Annotated in this window: 13 protein-coding genes, 5 tRNA genes and 1 pseudogene; 17 read left to right on the forward strand and 2 right to left on the reverse strand. The window is 37.2% G+C overall.

Translation table 11 applies throughout. The features are described from left to right. Positions 1-37 precede the first annotated feature (37 nt). The 16 genes from hpf (at position 38) to AACP56_RS16510 (ending at position 14027) form a co-directional block, all read left to right on the forward strand. A complete protein-coding gene (hpf, locus tag AACP56_RS16435) occupies positions 38-340 on the forward strand; it encodes a ribosome hibernation-promoting factor, HPF/YfiA family (protein WP_339338489.1) in 303 nt (100 codons plus the stop codon). 101 nt (positions 341-441) lie between these two features. Continuing rightward, a tRNA-Thr gene (locus tag AACP56_RS16440) sits at positions 442-515 on the forward strand. Positions 516-539: 24 nt separating this feature from the next. Next, a tRNA-Tyr gene (locus AACP56_RS16445) sits at positions 540-621 on the forward strand. A gap of 74 nt (positions 622-695) precedes the next feature. Beyond that, a tRNA-Gly gene (locus tag AACP56_RS16450) sits at positions 696-768 on the forward strand. A gap of 77 nt (positions 769-845) precedes the next feature. Next, positions 846-917 (forward strand) — tRNA-Thr (locus AACP56_RS16455). Positions 918-965: 48 nt separating this feature from the next. Next, entirely contained in the window at positions 966-2153 is a 1188-nt protein-coding gene (gene tuf, locus AACP56_RS16460; protein ID WP_339338491.1) for an elongation factor Tu, read from the forward strand. A 117-nt stretch (positions 2154-2270) separates the two neighbouring features. Next, a tRNA-Trp gene (locus AACP56_RS16465) sits at positions 2271-2343 on the forward strand. A 92-nt stretch (positions 2344-2435) separates the two neighbouring features. Next, on the forward strand, positions 2436-2624 hold the full coding sequence (secE, locus tag AACP56_RS16470; protein WP_339338493.1) for a preprotein translocase subunit SecE: 189 nt from the start codon (positions 2436-2438) through the stop codon (positions 2622-2624). A 4-nt stretch (positions 2625-2628) separates the two neighbouring features. Continuing rightward, positions 2629-3180, forward strand: coding sequence for a transcription termination/antitermination protein NusG (gene nusG, locus AACP56_RS16475; protein WP_339338495.1), 552 nt, complete (start codon positions 2629-2631; stop codon positions 3178-3180). A 68-nt stretch (positions 3181-3248) separates the two neighbouring features. Then, a complete protein-coding gene (gene rplK, locus AACP56_RS16480; protein ID WP_339338497.1) occupies positions 3249-3686 on the forward strand; it encodes a 50S ribosomal protein L11 in 438 nt (145 codons plus the stop codon). A gap of 18 nt (positions 3687-3704) precedes the next feature. Further along, positions 3705-4394 carry a 50S ribosomal protein L1 gene (gene rplA, locus AACP56_RS16485; protein WP_339338499.1) on the forward strand — a complete coding sequence of 230 codons (690 nt, stop codon included), beginning with the start codon at positions 3705-3707 and terminating at the stop codon, positions 4392-4394. 26 nt (positions 4395-4420) lie between these two features. Then, positions 4421-4936: a 50S ribosomal protein L10 gene (gene rplJ, locus AACP56_RS16490; RefSeq protein WP_339338501.1), complete on the forward strand. Its 516-nt coding sequence runs from the start codon at positions 4421-4423 to the stop codon at positions 4934-4936. 54 nt (positions 4937-4990) lie between these two features. Continuing rightward, complete coding sequence (gene rplL / locus AACP56_RS16495) at positions 4991-5374, forward strand: 50S ribosomal protein L7/L12 (RefSeq protein ID WP_339338504.1); 384 nt, start codon at positions 4991-4993, stop codon at positions 5372-5374. A 129-nt stretch (positions 5375-5503) separates the two neighbouring features. Then, positions 5504-9313 (forward strand): DNA-directed RNA polymerase subunit beta, encoded by a 3810-nt coding sequence (gene rpoB / locus AACP56_RS16500; protein WP_339338506.1) that lies wholly within the window; start codon positions 5504-5506, stop codon positions 9311-9313. 61 nt (positions 9314-9374) lie between these two features. Further along, the gene (gene rpoC / locus AACP56_RS16505; protein WP_339338508.1) at positions 9375-13673 is read left to right on the forward strand and encodes a DNA-directed RNA polymerase subunit beta'; all 4299 of its coding nucleotides are present in this window, start codon (positions 9375-9377) and stop codon (positions 13671-13673) included. 48 nt (positions 13674-13721) lie between these two features. Next, a complete protein-coding gene (locus AACP56_RS16510; protein WP_339338510.1) occupies positions 13722-14027 on the forward strand; it encodes a DUF3467 domain-containing protein in 306 nt (101 codons plus the stop codon). Between the two features lie 50 nt (positions 14028-14077). Here AACP56_RS16510 and AACP56_RS16515 read toward each other — a convergent pair whose 3' ends face one another. Beyond that, a complete protein-coding gene (locus AACP56_RS16515; RefSeq protein WP_339338512.1) occupies positions 14078-14518 on the reverse strand; it encodes a hypothetical protein in 441 nt (146 codons plus the stop codon). Positions 14519-14598: 80 nt separating this feature from the next. Then, entirely contained in the window at positions 14599-16185 is a 1587-nt protein-coding gene (locus AACP56_RS16520; protein ID WP_339338514.1) for a peptide chain release factor 3, read from the reverse strand. 382 nt (positions 16186-16567) lie between these two features. On the opposite strand from AACP56_RS16520, the pseudogene AACP56_RS16525 reads away from it, so the two are divergent. Further along, positions 16568-17899: pseudogene (locus tag AACP56_RS16525) on the forward strand (hypothetical protein); the annotation flags it as partial.

Genomic DNA, 17899 nt, shown 5'->3' on the forward strand with positions numbered 1-17899 from the left:
ACCTGTCTGTCTCCTTACAGACCTAAAAACTTGTTTTATGAAGGTAAATGTGCAATCTGTAAATTTTGATGCTGATGGTAAGCTTATAGATTTTATTCAAAATCGAATGGATAAACTAGAGTTGTTCTATGATAAAGTCATTAGTTCTGATGTTTATCTAAAGGTAGAAAACACAAGTGCAAAAGAAAATAAGATTGTCGAAGTTAAGATGAACATACCACGAGATAAGTTTGTGGTGAAAAAGCAATGCAAATCATTTGAGGAAGCATTGGATTCGGCATGCAGTTCCATAGAAAGAAAACTGGTTAAAAAGAAAGAAAAGATGAGATCATTTGCTTGATTAAAATTTTTCACAATTTGTTTTGATTAAAAAAATAAATATATACATTTGCAGTCCGTTAGAAATAACGGGCTTTTTTTGTGTTAAAAAGGCTCTAAAAAGCCGATGTAGCTCAGCTGGCTAGAGCAGCTGATTTGTAATCAGCAGGTCGTGGGTTCGAGTCCCTCCATCGGCTCTTAAGATGCTAAAAACATAGGAAGGGGAGATACTCAAGCGGCCAACGAGGGCAGACTGTAAATCTGCTGACTATGTCTTCGCAGGTTCGAATCCTGCTCTCCCCACACAAAAAAGAAAAGAAGTTGGGTTTAAGTAATGTTATTTAAACCAAAATTGAAATATTGATTTAATAAAAATTGCGGGAGTAGCTCAGTTGGTAGAGCGTCAGCCTTCCAAGCTGAATGTCGCCGGTTCGAACCCGGTCTCCCGCTCTAAAGTCATTCTTGTGAATGCAAGAATTTCTTCCTTTTAGGAGGAACTATATAAAGTAGTTGATTCAACACTTTACGCCGGTGTAGCTCAGGGGTAGAGCGTTTCCTTGGTAAGGAAGAGGTCACGAGTTCAAATCTCGTCATTGGCTCAAAAACGATTTGTACACTAATATAAACTAAGATTAAAATCATTTAAAATGGCAAAGGAAACTTTTGATCGTTCCAAACCGCACTTAAATATTGGTACCATTGGACACGTGGATCACGGTAAAACTACATTAACTGCAGCTATTACTACTGTTTTAGCTAATGCAGGTTTGTCTGAGCTTAGAAGCTTTGACTCAATTGATAATGCTCCTGAAGAAAAAGAAAGAGGTATTACAATTAACACATCTCACGTTGAGTATGCTACGGCTAACCGTCACTATGCTCACGTTGACTGTCCAGGTCACGCGGATTACGTTAAGAACATGGTAACTGGTGCTGCCCAAATGGACGGTGCTATTTTGGTTGTTGCTGCAACTGATGGTCCTATGCCACAAACTCGTGAGCACATCCTTTTAGGTCGCCAGGTTGGTATTCCTAGAATTGTTGTTTTCATGAACAAAGTTGACATGGTTGATGATGAAGAGCTTCTTGAGCTTGTTGAGATGGAAATTAGAGAATTACTTTCTTTCTATGAGTACGATGGTGATAATGGACCTGTAATTGCCGGTTCTGCACTTGGAGCATTGAATGGTGAGCAAAAATGGGTTGACACTGTAATGGAGTTAATGACAGCTGTAGATGAGTGGATCGAGCTTCCTAAGAGAGATGTTGATAAAGATTTCTTAATGCCCGTTGAAGATGTATTTACGATTACTGGTCGTGGTACTGTTGCAACTGGTCGTATAGAAACTGGCGTTGCCAATACTGGAGACGCCGTTGATATCATTGGTATGGGTGCTGAGAAATTGGCTTCTACAGTTACTGGTGTTGAAATGTTCCGTAAGATTTTGGATAGAGGTGAAGCTGGCGATAACGTAGGTATCCTTTTAAGAGGTATCGAAAAAACCGATATCAAACGAGGTATGGTTATCTGTAAGCCAGGTTCTGTTAAGCCGCATGCTAAATTTAAAGCTGAGGTTTATATCTTGAAAAAAGAAGAAGGTGGTCGTCACACGCCATTCCACAACAACTATCGTCCACAGTTCTATGTAAGAACAACTGACGTAACAGGTAACATTGGTTTGCCAAGTGGTGTTGAAATGGTAATGCCTGGTGATAACTTAACTATCGAAGTTGATTTGATTCAGCCAATCGCATTGAGCGTAGGTCTTCGTTTTGCAATCCGTGAAGGTGGTAGAACTGTAGGTGCTGGTCAGGTTACAGAGATTTTAGATTAATCATTTTATAATCATAGTTTACATTAAAGGGTGTCCGTCATTTGGCGGATACCTTTCAATGTAATATAAACGGGTGTAGTTCACTCCATGGTTATTGGAGTGTTAGAATGCCAAAATACGGGCGTAGCTCAGTTGGTAGAGCACTGGTCTCCAAAACCAGGTGTCGGGAGTTCGAGCCTCTCCGCCCGTGCAAGTTGAAATAATGAAAGTGTTAGGCGAGAAGCCTTTCCCGAGCAAAGTCGAGGGGAGCCTCTCCGCCCATGCAGAATAAAAATTGTTTTTATGTTGACATATGTTAAGGAATCTTGGGAAGAATTAAGAAACAATGTTACTTGGTTAAACAGGGAGCAGGCTTCTAATTACATGGTAGTGGTTGCCGTTTTCTCAATAATTTTTGCGTTGGCAACATGGGGAGTCGATAGTCTTTTTAGCGAGTTGATTCAATTGTACTTTGATAAATTAATAGGATAGTCGCATGTCGGAGGTATTAGAGAAAAAATGGTATGTGGTTAGAGCGGTAAGCGGCCAAGAGAACAAGATTAAAGGATACATTGAAAGCGAAGTTGAAAGACATGGTTTTGGAGATTATTTAGAAGATGTTCTTGTTCCAACAGAGAAAGTTGTTCAAATTCGAAATGGTAAAAAAATCAATAAGGAGCGAACGTATTTTCCTGGATACATAATGATTAAGGCCAATTTAGGTGGTGAAATGGTACATATTATTCGCTCCATCACCAACGTAATAGGCTTTTTGGGTGAAACCAAAGGGGGAGACCCAGTACCATTGCGTAAGGCAGAGGTAAATAGAATGCTAGGTAAGGTTGATGAATTGGCCGTCAACACCGATAATGTTGCGATACCTTTTGTGCTTGGTGAAACTGTTAAGGTAATTGATGGACCTTTCAATGGATTCAATGGAACTGTTGAAAAAATCAATGAAGAAAAGCGTAAGCTTGAGGTAATGGTAAAGATTTTCGGAAGAAAAACGCCATTAGAGTTAAGTTATATGCAAGTAGAAAAAGTTTAAGTAAGAGCTGTTACATATATAGAAATTGTGTTGCTTCCAATAGCACATTTTCAAATTAATTAAAAACAATGGCAAAAGAAGTAGATAAGGTAGTTAAATTACAAGTTAGGGGAGGTGCAGCGAATCCGTCGCCACCGGTTGGACCCGCCTTAGGTGCTGCCGGCGTTAACATCATGGAGTTCTGTAAGCAGTTTAATGCACGTACACAGGACAAACCAGGTAAAATTTTACCAGTTGTTATCACGGTATACAAAGACAAATCTTTCGAGTTTGTTGTAAAAACACCACCAGCGGCAGTTCAATTGTTGGAAGCAGCAAAGATTAAAAAAGGATCGGGTGAACCTAACAGAGTTAAAAATGGATCTGTTTCCTGGGATCAAGTAAAGCAAATCGCCGAAGATAAAATGGTGGATTTAAATGCTTTCACGGTAGAATCAGCAATGAGTATGGTTGCTGGTACAGCTAGATCAATGGGATTAAAGGTTGCAGGTAAAAGACCTTTTTAAATCTAAAAGCAATTTCTAATGGCAAGATTGACTAAAAAGCAAAAAGAAGCACAAGCTAAAATTGATGGAAACAAATTGTATTCCGTGGATGAGGCTTCTGCTTTAATAAAAGAGATAACCAACGTAAAGTTTGATGCATCAATTGATTTAGCGGTTCGTTTGGGTGTAGACCCTAGAAAAGCAAATCAAATGGTTCGTGGGGTAGTAACATTACCACACGGTACAGGTAAAGATGTAAAAGTTTTAGCATTGGTAACCCCAGATAAAGAAGCAGAAGCTAAAGAAGCTGGAGCTGATTTTGTTGGGTTGGATGAATATTTGGATAAAATAAAAGGCGGTTGGACAGATGTTGATGTTATCATTACTATGCCAAGCGTTATGGGTAAATTAGGTCCTTTAGGTAGAGTTTTAGGTCCTAGAGGTTTAATGCCCAATCCAAAGACTGGAACAGTTACAATGGATGTTGCAAAAGCAGTATCTGATGTAAAAGCTGGTAAAATAGATTTTAAAGTTGATAAAACTGGGATTGTACATGCGGCAATAGGTAAAGCTTCATTTTCAGCAGATAAAATTGCAGGTAATGCAAAAGAGTTGTTGGAAACATTGAACAAGCTAAAGCCTACATCCTCTAAGGGTGTGTATATGAAAAGCATATACATGTCTAGTACTATGAGTCCTAGTGTTCAACTTGATCCTAAGGCAGTTTAATTACTGAGTAGTCTAAAATTATAACAATGACAAGAGAAGAAAAAGCAACCGTAATTGAAGATTTGACTGCACAGTTGGCCGATAACCCGAATATATACCTTGCGGATATTTCTGGGTTGGATGCATTGACTACTTCTAATTTAAGAAGAGCATGTTTCAAGGCTAATATTAAGCTTGCAGTTGTTAAGAATACATTGCTCGCTAAAGCAATGGAAGCTTCTGATAAGGAATTTGGAGAACTTCCTGAAGTATTAAAAGGAAATACTTCGTTGATGTTTTCTGAAACTGGGAATGCTCCAGCAAAACTTATCAAGAACTTCAGAAAAAAATCAGATAAACCAGTATTAAAGGGAGCCTTTATTGAAGAGGCAATCTATATTGGAGATGAGAACTTAGATTCTTTAGTGACCATAAAGTCCAAAGAAGAAGTTATCGGAGATATTATCGGATTGTTACAATCACCGGCCAAGAATGTTATTTCTGGTCTTAAATCAGGTGGCGGTAAACTAGCCGGAATTATCAAAACATTATCTGAAAGATAAATAGCACGCACTAAAACAATTATATTTTTAAAATTTTATTTAAACGATAGAAAAATGGCAGATTTAAAAGATTTTGCAGAACAATTGGTCAACCTTACCGTAAAAGAGGTAAATGAATTGGCTGATATTTTAAAAGAAGAGTACGGTATTGAGCCTGCTGCTGCAGCTGTTGCAGTTGCTGCTGGCGGTGGAGCTGCTGGTGGTGGCGAAGACGCTGCTGAGGAAAAATCAGAATTTGATGTAATCCTTACTGCAGCTGGTGGTTCTAAATTGGCAGTAGTTAAATTGGTGAAAGAATTAACGGGTCTTGGCTTAAAAGATGCTAAGGATATTGTTGATAGCGCACCAAAAGCTGTTAAAGAGGCTGTTTCTAAAGATGAAGCAGAAGGTATCAAAAAATCTTTGGAAGAAGCAGGAGCAGAAGTTGAGCTTAAATAGTAGCTTCCAAATAGGATAATATGGTTAAGGTCTTTCCGTAAAATCGGTCAGACCTTAGCCTGTTTTTATAGCAGCATGTGATGGCACATGTAACCCTTTAGAGAATTCACTATCAAAATTTGTCCATAGATGTTCACAAATCAGACTGAAAGAGTAAATTTTGCATCCGCTAAGAACATACCGGAATACCCGGATTTCTTGGACATTCAGATAAAATCATTTCAAGACTTTTTTCAACTTGAAACAAAATCTGACGAAAGAGGCAACGAAGGTTTGTACAATACCTTCATGGAAAACTTTCCAATAACAGATACCAGAAACCAATTTGTACTTGAGTTTTTGGATTATTTTATAGATCCACCAAGATATTCTATACAAGAATGTATTGAACGTGGACTTACTTATAGCGTACCCTTAAAGGCACGTTTAAAATTATACTGTACGGATCCTGAGCACGAAGATTTTGAAACAATCGTTCAAGATGTATATTTAGGTACAATACCGTACATGACTCCAAGTGGTACTTTTGTTATCAATGGGGCAGAACGTGTTGTGGTATCGCAGTTGCATAGATCACCAGGGGTATTCTTTGGACAGTCTTTCCATGCAAACGGTACTAAATTATATTCTGCAAGGGTAATTCCTTTCAAAGGTTCTTGGATTGAGTTTGCTACAGATATCAATAGCGTGATGTACGCTTATATTGATAGAAAGAAAAAATTACCGGTTACTACTTTATTCCGTGCCATTGGTTTTGAAAGGGATAAGGATATTTTAGAAATTTTTGACCTTTCTGAAGAAGTGAAAGTTTCTAAAGCTGGTTTAAAGAAAGTATTGGGTCGCAAATTAGCTGCAAGGGTTTTAAATACTTGGCACGAAGATTTTGTAGATGAAGATACAGGTGAAGTTGTTTCTATTGAAAGAAATGAAATCGTTCTAGACCGTGATACAATTCTTGAAAAAGAACATATTGATGAGATAGTTGATGCAGACGTAAAAACTATCCTATTACATAAAGAAAATAATACGCAGTCGGATTATGCGATTATCCATAATACACTGCAAAAAGACCCTACAAACTCTGAAAAAGAAGCTGTAGAGCACATCTATCGTCAACTTCGTAATGCAGAGCCGCCGGATGAGGAAACTGCAAGAGGAATCATAGATAAATTATTCTTCTCTGACCAACGTTACAACTTAGGTGAAGTAGGTCGTTACAGAATGAATAAGAAATTAGGTCTTGATATTGGAATGGACAAGCAAGTCTTGACCAAAGAAGACATCATTACTATCATTAAGTATCTTATTGAGTTGATTAACTCAAAAGCAGAGATTGATGATATTGATCACTTGTCTAACCGTCGCGTAAGAACAGTAGGTGAGCAGTTATCATCTCAGTTTGGTGTTGGTTTGGCCCGTATGGCAAGAACCATTCGTGAGCGAATGAACGTTCGTGATAACGAGGTATTTACTCCGATTGATTTGATTAATGCAAAGACCTTGTCTTCAGTAATCAATTCTTTCTTTGGTACAAACCAATTATCTCAGTTTATGGATCAAACAAATCCATTAGCAGAGATTACACATAAGAGAAGATTATCTGCTCTAGGGCCAGGTGGTCTTTCACGTGAAAGAGCAGGTTTCGAGGTTCGTGATGTTCACTACACACATTATGGTAGATTATGTCCTATTGAAACTCCTGAGGGTCCTAATATTGGTTTAATTTCTTCACTTTCAGTATTTGCCAAGGTAAATCCAATGGGCTTCTTGGAGACTCCTTACAGGAAAGTGGACAAAGGTGTGGTAAATACCAAGGAGTATAAGTATTTAAGTGCAGAGGAGGAAGAAGGCATGAAGATTTCCCAGGCTAACATCCCAATGGATGAGAAAGGGAAAATTCAAGATGATAAGGTAATTGCCCGTGAAGAAGGTGATTTCCCAGTGGTAGATCCTTCAGAAGTAAACTATACAGATGTAGCTCCAAATCAGATTGCTTCAATTTCTGCATCATTAATTCCTTTCTTGGAGCATGATGATGCGAACCGTGCATTGATGGGGTCAAACATGATGCGCCAAGCAGTTCCATTGTTGAGACCACAATCTCCAATTGTGGGTACAGGCTTGGAAAGACAAGTTGCTACGGATTCTAGAGTATTGATTAATGCTGAGGAAGATGGTGTTATTGATTATGTAGACTCTCAGAAAATCACAGTAAAGTATACTAGGTCTGCAGATGAGAAGTTAGTAAGCTTTGAAGATGACTATAAGTCATACAACCTAATTAAGTTCCGTAAAACAAACCAAGGAACAAGTATTAACCTTAAGCCAATTGTGAAGAAGGGTGATAAGGTTAAGAAAGGAGAAGTTCTTTGTGAGGGTTACGCAACTGAAAAAGGAGAACTTGCTTTAGGTAGAAATATGAAAGTAGCCTTTATGCCTTGGAAAGGGTATAACTTTGAGGATGCTATCGTGATTTCTGAAAAAGTAGTACGTGAAGATATCTTTACTTCCATTCATATAGATGAGTATGCTTTGGAAGTTCGTGATACAAAACTGGGTGCTGAGGAATTAACCAATGATATTCCTAACGTTTCTGAAGAGGCTACAAAAGACTTAGATGAAAACGGAATGATTCGTATTGGTGCCGAGGTTAAGCCAGGGGATATTTTAATTGGCAAGATTACTCCAAAAGGGGAATCTGATCCAACTCCTGAAGAAAAACTACTTCGTGCCATATTTGGTGACAAAGCTGGTGATGTAAAAGATGCTTCTTTAAAAGCTTCGCCTTCATTAAGAGGTGTTGTAATAGATAAGAAACTATTCTCTAGGTCTATTAAAGACAAAAGAAAGCGTTCGGAAGACAAAGAAGCAATTTCTAAATTGGAAATGGATTATGAAGTTAAATTCCAACAATTAAAGGATGTTTTAGTTGAAAAACTATTCACATTAATTAGTGGTAAAACTTCTCAAGGTGTAATGAATGATTTAGGAGAAGAAGTTCTTCCTAAAGGCAAAAAATACACTATTAAAATGTTGAACTCAGTTGATGACTTTGCTCACTTAGTAAGCGGAAGTTGGACTACTGATGATAAAACTAATACGCAAGTAGCTGATTTACTTCATAACTATAAGATTAAACTAAACGATCTTCAAGGTAACCTTAGAAGGGATAAGTTTACAATTTCAGTTGGTGACGAGTTGCCAGCTGGTATTATGAAGTTAGCTAAAGTTTACATCGCTAAGAAACGAAAGCTTAAAGTTGGTGATAAAATGGCGGGACGTCACGGTAACAAGGGTATTGTTGCAAGAATCGTTCGTCAAGAAGATATGCCATTTTTAGAAGATGGGACTCCAGTTGATATTGTATTAAATCCACTAGGTGTACCATCACGTATGAACATTGGGCAGATTTATGAGACCGTTCTTGGATGGGCAGGTGAAAAATTAGGTCGCAAATATGGAACACCAATTTTTGATGGTGCAACATTGGACCAAATTAATGCTTTGACCGATGAAGCAGGAGTGCCAAGATTTGGACATACACATCTTTATGATGGTGGAACAGGAGAACGTTTTGATCAAGCTGCAACTGTAGGTATTATCTACATGTTGAAGCTAGGTCACATGGTAGATGATAAAATGCACGCACGTTCTATAGGACCATACTCATTGATTACGCAACAGCCATTAGGTGGTAAAGCACAGTTTGGTGGTCAGCGTTTTGGAGAGATGGAAGTATGGGCATTAGAGGCTTATGGAGCTTCTTCTACCTTACGTGAAATCTTAACCGTAAAATCGGATGATGTAATTGGTAGGGCAAAAACCTACGAGTCTATCGTAAAAGGTGAAACCATGCCTGAACCTGGATTACCAGAATCTTTCAATGTATTAATGCACGAACTTAAAGGTTTGGGCTTAGATATTAGATTGGAAGAATAGAGTATAGTTGAAAAACTATTAGAAAGAGAACATTTTTTAACATTTTCATCTTTATAGCATTATGGCTAGAATAAAAGATAATAACGCACCAAAGAGGTTTAACAAAATTTCAATCGGATTGGCATCTCCAGAATCAATTTTGGCAGAGTCAAGAGGTGAGGTTTTAAAACCAGAAACTATTAACTACAGAACGCACAAGCCAGAACGTGACGGACTTTTCTGTGAACGTATTTTTGGACCTGTAAAGGATTACGAATGTGCTTGTGGTAAATACAAACGTATTCGTTACCGTGGTATAGTTTGTGACCGTTGTGGGGTAGAAGTAACAGAGAAGAAAGTACGTCGTGATAGGGTTGGACATATTAATTTAGTGGTACCTGTTGCACATATCTGGTATTTCCGTTCACTTCCAAATAAAATAGGATACTTACTGGGATTACCTTCCAAGAAATTGGATATGATTATTTACTATGAGCGTTACGTAGTAATTCAACCAGGTATAGCAAAAGGTCCAGAAGGGGAAGAAATCAATAAAATGGATTTCTTGACCGAAGAAGAGTATTTAAATATTCTTGAGACAATTCCTGCTGAAAATCAATATTTAGAAGATTCAGACCCAAATAAGTTTATTGCTAAAATGGGTGCTGAGTGTCTAATTGATTTATTAGGAAGAATTGATTTAGAACAGTTGTCCTATGAATTAAGACATAAAGCAAATACAGAAACTTCTAAGCAACGTAAAACTGAAGCGCTTAAGAGACTTCAAGTTGTTGAGGCTTTGCGTGAATCTCAAGATAATCGTGAGAATAATCCAGAGTGGATGATTATGAAAGTAGTTCCGGTGATTCCACCAGAATTACGTCCGTTGGTTCCTCTAGATGGTGGTCGTTTTGCGACTTCAGATTTGAACGATTTATATCGTAGGGTAATTATCAGAAACAATCGATTAAAAAGATTGATGGAGATAAAAGCTCCAGAGGTTATCCTTAGAAATGAAAAAAGGATGCTTCAAGAATCTGTTGATTCTTTATTTGATAATACCAGAAAAGCTTCTGCAGTTAAGACAGAATCTAACAGACCTTTAAAATCACTTTCTGATTCATTGAAAGGTAAGCAAGGTCGTTTCCGTCAAAACTTATTAGGTAAGCGTGTGGATTATTCTGCTCGTTCTGTAATTGTTGTTGGGCCAGAAATGAACCTATACGAATGCGGACTGCCAAAAGATATGGCTGCGGAGCTTTACAAGCCTTTTGTAATTAGAAAACTGATTGAAAGAGGTATTGTAAAAACTGTAAAATCTGCAAAGAAAATAATAGATAAGAAAGAGCCGGTTGTTTGGGATATTCTTGAAAATGTTTTGAAAGGACATCCTGTGCTTTTGAACAGGGCACCTACATTACACCGTTTGGGTATTCAGGCATTCCAACCAAAACTTATTGAAGGTAAGGCAATCCGTTTGCACCCATTGGCTTGTACAGCATTTAATGCGGATTTTGATGGAGATCAAATGGCTGTTCATTTACCGTTGGGACCAGAGGCTATTTTGGAGGCTCAACTATTAATGTTGGCTTCTCAAAATATCTTAAACCCAGCTAATGGTTCGCCTATTACAGTACCTTCCCAAGACATGGTATTGGGTCTGTATTACATGACCAAGCACCGTAAGTCTACAAAAGAGTTGCCTATTAAGGGAGAAGGATTAACGTTCTACTCTGCTGAAGAAGTTGAAATTGCTTTCAATGAAAAGAAAGTTGATTTGAACGCTGGTATCAAGGTGCGCGCAAAAGACTTTAACGAAGAAGGGGAACTTGTTTATAAAATCATTGAAACTACCGTAGGTAGGGTTCTCTTTAATACTCAAGTTCCAGAGGAAGCTGGTTTTATCAATCAAGTATTGAATAAAAAAGCGTTAAGAAATATCATTGGAGACATTTTAGCGGTTACAGATGTTCCAAGAACTGCTGAGTTTTTGGATAAAATCAAGACCATGGGGTATCAGTTTGCCTTTAAAGGTGGATTGTCTTTCAGTTTAGGTGATATTATTATCCCTAAAGAAAAAATTACGATGATTGACGAGGCCAATGGACAGGTTGACGGTATTATGGCCAATTACAATATGGGTCTTATTACCAATAATGAGCGTTACAATCAGGTGATTGATGTTTGGACATCAACTAATGCTATGCTAACAGAGTTAGCCATGAAGCGTATTAGAGAAGACAACCAAGGTTTCAATTCGGTCTATATGATGCTGGACTCTGGTGCAAGGGGTTCTAAAGAACAAATTCGCCAGTTGACAGGTATGCGTGGTCTTATGGCTAAGCCTAAAAAATCTACTGCAGGTGGTGGTGAAATTATTGAAAACCCTATCCTTTCCAACTTTAAAGAGGGGCTTTCAATCCTGGAATACTTTATTTCCACGCACGGTGCACGTAAAGGTCTTGCTGATACAGCATTAAAGACTGCGGATGCTGGATACTTAACACGTCGTTTGGTAGATGTTTCTCAAGATGTAATTATCAATATCGAGGATTGTGAAACATTACGTGGTATTGAAGTACAATCTTTAAAGAAAAATGAAGAAGTTGTTGAGACTTTGGGAGAGCGTATTCTTGGTCGAGTTTCCTTACATGATGTATATGACCCAATAACTGAAGAGTTGTTATTAAGTGCTGGTCAAGAAATTACAGAAGTGGAAACTGCTAAGATTGAAGCTTCACCAGTGGAGAAGATTGAAGTGCGTTCCCCATTAACTTGTGAAGCTCCAAAAGGAATTTGTGCCCAATGTTACGGTCGCAACCTAGCTACTAATAAAATGGTACAAAGGGGAGAAGCTGTTGGTGTTGTTGCTGCCCAATCTATTGGTGAACCAGGAACACAGTTAACATTACGTACATTCCACGTAGGTGGTATTGCTGGTAACATTTCTGAGGATAACAAGTTGGAAGCTAAATTTGATGGTGTTGCTGAAATTGAAGATTTACGTACAGTTGAAGGTGATAATGGTGAAGGCGGTAAATCTACAATTGTAATATCTAGGACATCAGAAATTAAAATAGTAGATTCTAAAACGGGTATTACATTAAGTACTAACAACATACCTTATGGTTCTATCTTATCTATCAAGAATGGAGCTAAAATTAAAAAAGGAGATGTAATCTGTTCTTGGGATCCATATAATGGTGTAATTGTTTCTGAATTCACTGGAAAAATCGCTTATGAGAACATCGAACAAGGTGTTACATACCAAGTAGAGATTGATGAGCAAACTGGTTTCCAAGAAAAAGTAATTTCAGAATCTAGAAATAAAAAGTTGATACCAACTTTGTTGATTCAAGATGCCAAAGGAGAAACATTACGTTCTTACAATTTACCTGTTGGTTCACACATCATGGTAGACGATGGTGAGAAAGTTCAAGAAGGAAAAACTTTGGTCAAGATTCCACGTAAGTCTGCAAAAGCAGGTGATATTACAGGTGGTCTGCCAAGAGTTACAGAGTTGTTCGAAGCACGTAATCCATCTAACCCTGCTGTGGTTTCTGAGATTGATGGTGTAGTTTCTTTTGGTAAGATTAAAAGAGGTAATCGAGAAATTATCATTGAATCCAAGCTAGGAGAGATTAAGAAATACTTGGTGAAACTTTCTAATCAGATTTTGGTTCAGGAGAACGATTATGTTCGTGCTGGTATGCCACTTTCTGATGGTTCTATCACTCCTGAGGATATTTTGGCTATCAAAGGTCCATCAGCAGTTCAACAATATTTAGTAAACGAAGTTCAGGAAGTTTATAGACTTCAAGGTGTGAAAATCAATGATAAGCACTTTGAGGTAGTTGTAAGGCAAATGATGCGTAAAGTCCGTATTGAAGATGCTGGAGACACTATTTTCTTAGAGAATCAATTGGTTCATAAGGATGATTTCATCCGTGAGAATGACGAAATTTTTGGTAAGAAAGTGGTTGAAGAAGCTGGTGAGTCAGAAAACTTAAAAGCAGGACAAATCATTACCGCTAGAGAGTTGAGAGATGAGAACTCATTATTGAAACGAGCAGATAAAGCAGTGGTTTCTGCAAGGGATGCAGTAGCTGCAACAGCTACCCCAATATTACAGGGCATTACTAGAGCATCGCTGCAAACCAAATCATTTATCTCTGCAGCATCTTTCCAAGAAACGACTAAAGTATTAAACGAAGCTGCGGTAAGTGGTAAAGTAGATACTTTAGAAGGTCTTAAGGAGAATGTAATTGTAGGTCATAAGATTCCTGCAGGTACTGGTATGAGAGATTATGAAAATATCATTGTAGGTTCTAAGGAAGAATACGATGAAATAATGGCTCGAAAAGAGGAATTCAAATTCTAAATAAAAAACCCTGGCATAATCGTCAGGGTTTTCTTTTTTATAAAAACGATGGCTGAAAAAAATCAAAAACAAATAAATATCGAATTGGATGAAAAAACTGCTGAAGGCACTTATTCCAATTTGGCAATTATAAATCATTCTGTATCAGAGTTTGTTGTGGATTTTATAAGCTTAATGCCTGGGGCTCCAAAAGCTAAAGTCAAGAGCAGGATAGTACTAACACCGCAACATGCGAAAAAATTCTTAAAAGCATTGAACGACAATGTGCAGCGTTTTGAAAAAGCACATGGTACTATAAAAGATTATGAACAACCTCCAATACCATTAAATTTTGGACCTACGGGAGAAGCATAAAAAAAGCCCTGACATTTGTCAGGGCTTTTTTTATATCTGAGGCTTATATTTTACTTAAGCCAACCATTTACAATTCCTTTTTTCGCAAAAAAGACTAAATAAATTCCTATAAGAACTACAAGAATAGGCATAATAATCGCATGAACAATTCCATATACCTCTATAGTATTGCTTATAAATAGTGTATAGGAAAATAATGAGATAGAGCTTATTAATGATAAAATTAGAACAGGTCTTGCCCATTTTTTTCGAATCAACAATGCAATACAGCCAATAGTACCAGCAAAAACTGCAACTGCAAAAGCCCCAGTTACCCAAGCAGGTTGTCCTTCATAAAGTTCGCGTTCAGCTTGCGACATAGCTTCCAATTGTTCTATAGGTAAATATGCCTGCATTAGATAGTTAAAAACCCCTGTCAAATTCCATAAAAGGGCAATAATACTTACCACCCAAAACCAAACGGGTGGTTTATTAATTTCGTTAGTTGTCATAAAATGTGTTTTATTGGTTAATTGCCAATAAGTTACAAAAAATGAAAAACTTTATTAAATGAGATTAACTGCTCTAGAATTTACTCGAATTCTGATGTAAAATGCAGTTTAACAGTAGGATATTTCTGTTGAGTCATTTGTAATGAAAATTGTGAGTCTGCCAAAAATACCAACTGACCTCTTTTGTCTGTTGCCAAGAATTTTTGCTTCACCCTTTTAAATTCTTTAAACTCATCGTTATCACTTTCGGGTTCTACCCAACAAGCTTTGTGTACGGGAAAGTTCTCATAGGTGCATTTGGCACCATATTCATGCTCTAGACGATATTGTATCACTTCGTATTGTAAAGCTCCAACAGTCCCAATTACTTTACGACCATTAAGTTCCAATGTAAACAACTGTGCAACACCTTCATCCATCAATTGGTCAATGCCTTTATAAAGCTGCTTGGATTTCATGGGGTCTGCATTATTGATATATCTAAAATGTTCAGGTGAGAAACTTGGAATACCCTTGTAATTAAGTTGCTCACCATTTGTAAGTGTATCACCAATCTTAAAGTTTCCTGTATCATGAAGTCCAACAATATCACCTGGGTATGATATATCTACAATCTCTTTCTTTTCCGCAAAGAACGCATTAGGACTGGAAAATTTTAAGTTTTTTCCATGTCTAACATGCAAATAAGGTTTATTACGTTCAAAAGTTCCAGAAACTATTTTAATAAAAGCTAACCTGTCACGATGTTTGGGATCCATATTGGCATGGATTTTAAAGACAAATCCAGAAAAGTCTTTTTCATTCGCATGAACCAAACGTTCTTCAGCTTTTTTTGGACGGGGAGGAGGTGCAATCTGGACAAAGCAGTCTAAAAGCTCCCTTACACCAAAGTTGTTAAGTGCAGAACCAAAAAATACAGGTTGTTGTTTGCCCTCTAAATATGCTTCCTTATTAAATTCTGGATAAACGCCATTTACTAGTTCTAGGTTATCCCTAAGTTCTATTGCAGCCTCTTCACCTATTGTTTTTTCAAGCTCTGGACTTTCTATATTATCAAAAGCAATAGTTTCTTCAATATTGGATTTACTATTCCCACTGAATAGATTAATATTTTTCTCATAGATATTGTAGATTCCTTTGAAACTATAGCCCATGCCAATGGGAAAGCTTAGAGGGGTTACGGTAAGTCCCAATTTTTGTTCGACTTCATCTAATAAGTCAAAAGCGTCTTTACCTTCTCTATCCAATTTGTTTATGAAAACAAGCATAGGAATGTTACGCATTCTACATACTTCTACTAATTTTTCTGTCTGTTCTTCCACTCCTTTTGCAACATCTATAACAACAATTACGCTATCTACAGCGGTTAAAGTTCTAAAGGTGTCTTCAGCAAAATCTTTATGCCCAGGAGTATCTAAAATATTTATTTTCTTATCGTTATAAATAAAAGCCAGTACGGAAGTAGCGACAGAAATTCCACGCTGACGTTCAATTTCCATGAAGTCACTTGTAGCAGTCTTCTTTATTTTGTTGTTTTTAACAGCACCAGCCTCTTGGATTGCACCACCAAATAATAATAGCTTTTCAGTTAGTGTAGTCTTTCCAGCATCTGGATGGGAGATTATTCCAAAGGTTCTCCTCTTCGCTATTTCTTTTTCAAAACTCATTTAAAAAATTTGGTCAAAACTATCAATTAATAATGACTTGTAACTATCATTTCCCAACTGAAAATAAGGATGTGTATAGATTAGGGTGACTTTACAATAAAAACAGTTTCATACACAATAGCATACATGTTAACAAAGTCTGAAAGAAAAAAAATCTAATCGCAAGAAATTAACGTACATCTATTAATTGCATGTGAAGTTGAACTTGCTGCGTTTTATCGAATAAAATGGGAGTTCTGACAGATAAAAACTAATTATGCAAGTGGTACCTTAGAGTATTTTTTTGAATATCTTGCGGTATTATTAATTGTCCCTAAATTCTTACATATTGTAGACCTGCATTTTGCCATGGTGATTAGTTTAAAAGAGAAAACTATCATTTATGGAAAAAATTACGATACCTGAGTATTTTTTAGGATTGGTTGTTAGTGCTGCAGTCTGTTTGGTTAGTATGTCTTTTAGTCACCCATTTAAGGCAAATGATACTACTTTACTTAATGCGGGCGTGGGAAAAACTATTTCTGATAGGTATAAAGTTAAAGATGCAGATAGATGTGGAGATTTAGATAGTGCGAATTTTTGGTGGTCTTCACTATCAGATTTAGACTATACAGATGGCTATTTTTCTTCATTGGATGGTAACAATCTTACTTTTACGGAATACAATGATGGTACAGCTTTAATATCTGGCACTAGCAAGTTTAATAACGGTGACTGCTTGGTTGATGTTCATGTTCTATTGAAGTCTAGACGCAACTGGTACGAATGGCAGAATGTAGGTGGAGGTTTTAAATCGGAAGGATGTTCAGAAGCTAGTGGCGCTGATCTCAGTTATTATTTAATAGATGGTGATAGAAGTTATATTACCTCAAATGGTAACGATTGTCTTGGTGAGGGTACTTACAAAGTTACTAACAGACCGGACCCTGATGACCCTAGTACACCAAAGTATGGTATTCAAGTTGGCCCCGGAGGAGCACTTTGGGATACCAATGTTGGTAAGGATGGCTTGTCAGGATGGGGTTGGATAGGACCGGAAGGTGATGAGCGTCGTTGGATTATGGATTTTAATTTTTTAATAAATTCTGATAACACAGATGAGGGTGACGACCCAACGAATGATGATACGGATGGTGACGGAGTTCTAGATACAGTAGATATTGACGATGACAATGATGGTATTCTAGATACTGTTGAGTGTAATCCTTTAGATTTTGAAACAGTAATACCTTCTGATTTAGGTTTTCCGAATAATGAATCAGATTTATCAGTAACTGATTTTGATATTAGTTCAAGGTTCAACCTTCCAAATGGTAGCGTATTGATTAGTGTTACTAATGGGATGACCTCTAGTTCTGGTAATTTTAGAATTCAAAATGATAATCCTGTGCAGTTTAATTTTTCAGGTACTGTACCAGTTAGAGTCCAAGCTATTCATTCTAGAGGACTACCTTTAGGTAGTTCTGATGGTATTGTTGCTTTGGACAATACCCCATATCAGTTGCTTTCTAATTTAAGAAGGGGATTAATTGAGGAAAATAATGGTAATATCTTTTCTGTTAATGCTTTTTCTAGGGCAAATAATAGTGAAGACCTTCTTTGGGAATCCATATCCTTTGTATCTAGCTTAGAATTTTTCACAACAAGTTCTGCTTCATCAAATGGGATTACCCTAAGAATAGCTCCAACTTTATGTCCAGATACGGATGAAGAT

Origin of the sequence: Croceitalea sp. MTPC6 (assembly GCF_036985525.1) — a bacterium.
GTDB lineage: Bacteria > Bacteroidota > Bacteroidia > Flavobacteriales > Flavobacteriaceae > Croceitalea.

Coding starts and splice junctions, on each gene's coding strand:
- hpf (WP_339338489.1), top strand. CDS start 38: ATGAAGGTAAATGTGCAATCTGTAAATTTTGATGCTGATGGTAAGCTT.
- tuf (WP_339338491.1), top strand. CDS start 966: ATGGCAAAGGAAACTTTTGATCGTTCCAAACCGCACTTAAATATTGGT.
- secE (WP_339338493.1), top strand. CDS start 2,436: ATGTTGACATATGTTAAGGAATCTTGGGAAGAATTAAGAAACAATGTT.
- nusG (WP_339338495.1), top strand. CDS start 2,629: ATGTCGGAGGTATTAGAGAAAAAATGGTATGTGGTTAGAGCGGTAAGC.
- rplK (WP_339338497.1), top strand. CDS start 3,249: ATGGCAAAAGAAGTAGATAAGGTAGTTAAATTACAAGTTAGGGGAGGT.
- rplA (WP_339338499.1), top strand. CDS start 3,705: ATGGCAAGATTGACTAAAAAGCAAAAAGAAGCACAAGCTAAAATTGAT.
- rplJ (WP_339338501.1), top strand. CDS start 4,421: ATGACAAGAGAAGAAAAAGCAACCGTAATTGAAGATTTGACTGCACAG.
- rplL (WP_339338504.1), top strand. CDS start 4,991: ATGGCAGATTTAAAAGATTTTGCAGAACAATTGGTCAACCTTACCGTA.
- rpoB (WP_339338506.1), top strand. CDS start 5,504: ATGTTCACAAATCAGACTGAAAGAGTAAATTTTGCATCCGCTAAGAAC.
- rpoC (WP_339338508.1), top strand. CDS start 9,375: ATGGCTAGAATAAAAGATAATAACGCACCAAAGAGGTTTAACAAAATT.
- AACP56_RS16510 (WP_339338510.1), top strand. CDS start 13,722: ATGGCTGAAAAAAATCAAAAACAAATAAATATCGAATTGGATGAAAAA.
- AACP56_RS16515 (WP_339338512.1), bottom strand. CDS start 14,518: ATGACAACTAACGAAATTAATAAACCACCCGTTTGGTTTTGGGTGGTA.
- AACP56_RS16520 (WP_339338514.1), bottom strand. CDS start 16,185: ATGAGTTTTGAAAAAGAAATAGCGAAGAGGAGAACCTTTGGAATAATC.